Genomic DNA, 1844 nt, shown 5'->3' on the forward strand with positions numbered 1-1844 from the left:
TTTTAGAAATATAAATGATAGAATTTTGATCGGTGGTGGCAGAAATTTAGATTTTGAAACAGAAAATACATCAGAATTTGGGCAAACTTTACTCATTCAAAATAATTTGGAGCAAATGTTAAAAGAAATTATTTTGCCAAATACTGAATTTAAAATTGCGCATCGTTGGAGTGGCATTATGGGATTGGGCACACATAAAAAACCAATTGTAAAACAGATATCAAATCATGTTTATTGTGGAGTTCGCTTGGGCGGAATGGGAGTTGCCATAGGAAGTTTAATAGGTCAAGAATTAGCAGATTTAGTATAATGGCAACAAAAAAACTAGTAAAACCAACAAAACCAAAACCAACAAAAAAGACCACGCAACCCACTTTTTGGGGAAAGGTGAAAAAAATTGTTTGGAAAACTTTTCTATGGTTTAATATTATATCTGTGATTTTGGTATTTCTCTTCAAATTTGTGCCCGTGGGATACACGCCACTTATGGCAATTCGAGCCTTTGAGCATAATTCCGCTGGAAAAGATATGGTTTGTAGTCATGATTGGGTGCCACTTTCAGATATTTCTATCAATTTGCAAAAAGCAGTCATTGCTAGCGAAGATGGTAGATTTTTAAAACATTCTGGTTTTGATTTCACAGCAATGCAAAAAGCTTTTAAAAGCAATAACAAAGGCAAAAAGATAAAAGGCGGAAGCACCATTTCGCAACAAACAGCAAAAAATGTTTTTTTATGGCAAGGTCGAAGTTACATTAGAAAAATATTTGAAGCTTATTATACTTTTTTAATTGAAATCATTTGGGGCAAAGAGCGCATTATGGAAGTATATTTAAACAGTATCGAAATGGGCGATGGTGTTTATGGCGCAGAAGCAGCCTCAAAACACTGGTTTCATAAAAGTGCCAAAAACCTAACAAAATATGATGCTGCGGCCATTGCGGCCATTCTTCCAAATCCAAGAAAATATAAAGCAACCAACTCTTCATCATACGTGAATAGAAGAAAAAACAAGATTGTAAAAATCATGAGGCAAATTGGAAAATTAGAATATTAAACATTATTAAGATTTTATTTCATTATTTTTTCCAGCAACAACTTCAAAATTTACAATAAATCATATTTTAAAGAACTTAAAATTTTAAAACACTTAAATAATTTTTATTATATTTGACTAGAAATGTATTATTTTTCGGCTTAATGAATAAATTTCATGTTCAGAAAAAAATCTATTTTAGAAACACTTATATCAAAAAACTTATAATATGGTTTTCGAAGTAACACAATCACTTACAATTACAACAAATGGTTTTCAAACCAGCATAAAAACTAAGTTTGAAGTTGAGTTTTTAGTGCTAGAAAAATCTGGTGAAAGGCGCATTTACGGCATCCGTAAAGCCAAGGTTGCCACTATTCCAATAAGCGATAATAATTATTTGCAAATAGCCGAAGAACTGGAATGGCAAACCTATCCTATTGAAATTGAAACCGATTTGAATGGCAATTTTATAAAAATGCTCAACCATAAAAAATGGTTGAAAAATTTGGAACAAGTAACGCAATCTGTAATCGAGCAATTTGATAATTCAGAAAACGTAAAAGAAATAAGAAGCAAGTACCTTCAAACAGCCAAAAACGAAGAAGATTTTATACAAAGTAAATTTAAAGAACCCTATTGGAATTTACTTTTTTTCAATCCACCAATAGATCATGAAAACAACCCAGATATTGGAACCAAACTAAACTGGGATATTAAATCTGTTGGAAACATTGAATGTTTTGGAAGAACCAAAATAAAAAATCCAACATCAAGAGATATAATCATCCATTTTGAATCGCAACAAA

General features: G+C 31.2%; 3 protein-coding genes. All 3 read left to right on the plus strand.

Features of this window, described 5'->3' with window-relative positions; translation table 11 throughout:
* On the plus strand, nucleotides 1-310 hold a 310-nt coding region (locus RMN92_RS03560), incomplete at its 5' end, for an FAD-dependent oxidoreductase (RefSeq protein ID WP_309608088.1).
* Entirely contained in the window at nucleotides 310-1056 is a 747-nt protein-coding gene (gene mtgA / locus RMN92_RS03565) for a monofunctional biosynthetic peptidoglycan transglycosylase (RefSeq protein WP_309608089.1), read from the plus strand. The genes RMN92_RS03560 and mtgA, both read left to right, overlap by 1 nt.
* A 208-nt stretch (nucleotides 1057-1264) precedes the next feature.
* Nucleotides 1265-1844, plus strand: a 580-nt coding sequence (locus RMN92_RS03570; RefSeq protein ID WP_309608090.1) for a hypothetical protein, incomplete at its 3' end; no start/stop codon positions are given.

This window comes from Flavobacterium sp., assembly GCF_031363805.1.
Lineage (GTDB): Bacteria > Bacteroidota > Bacteroidia > Flavobacteriales > Flavobacteriaceae > Flavobacterium.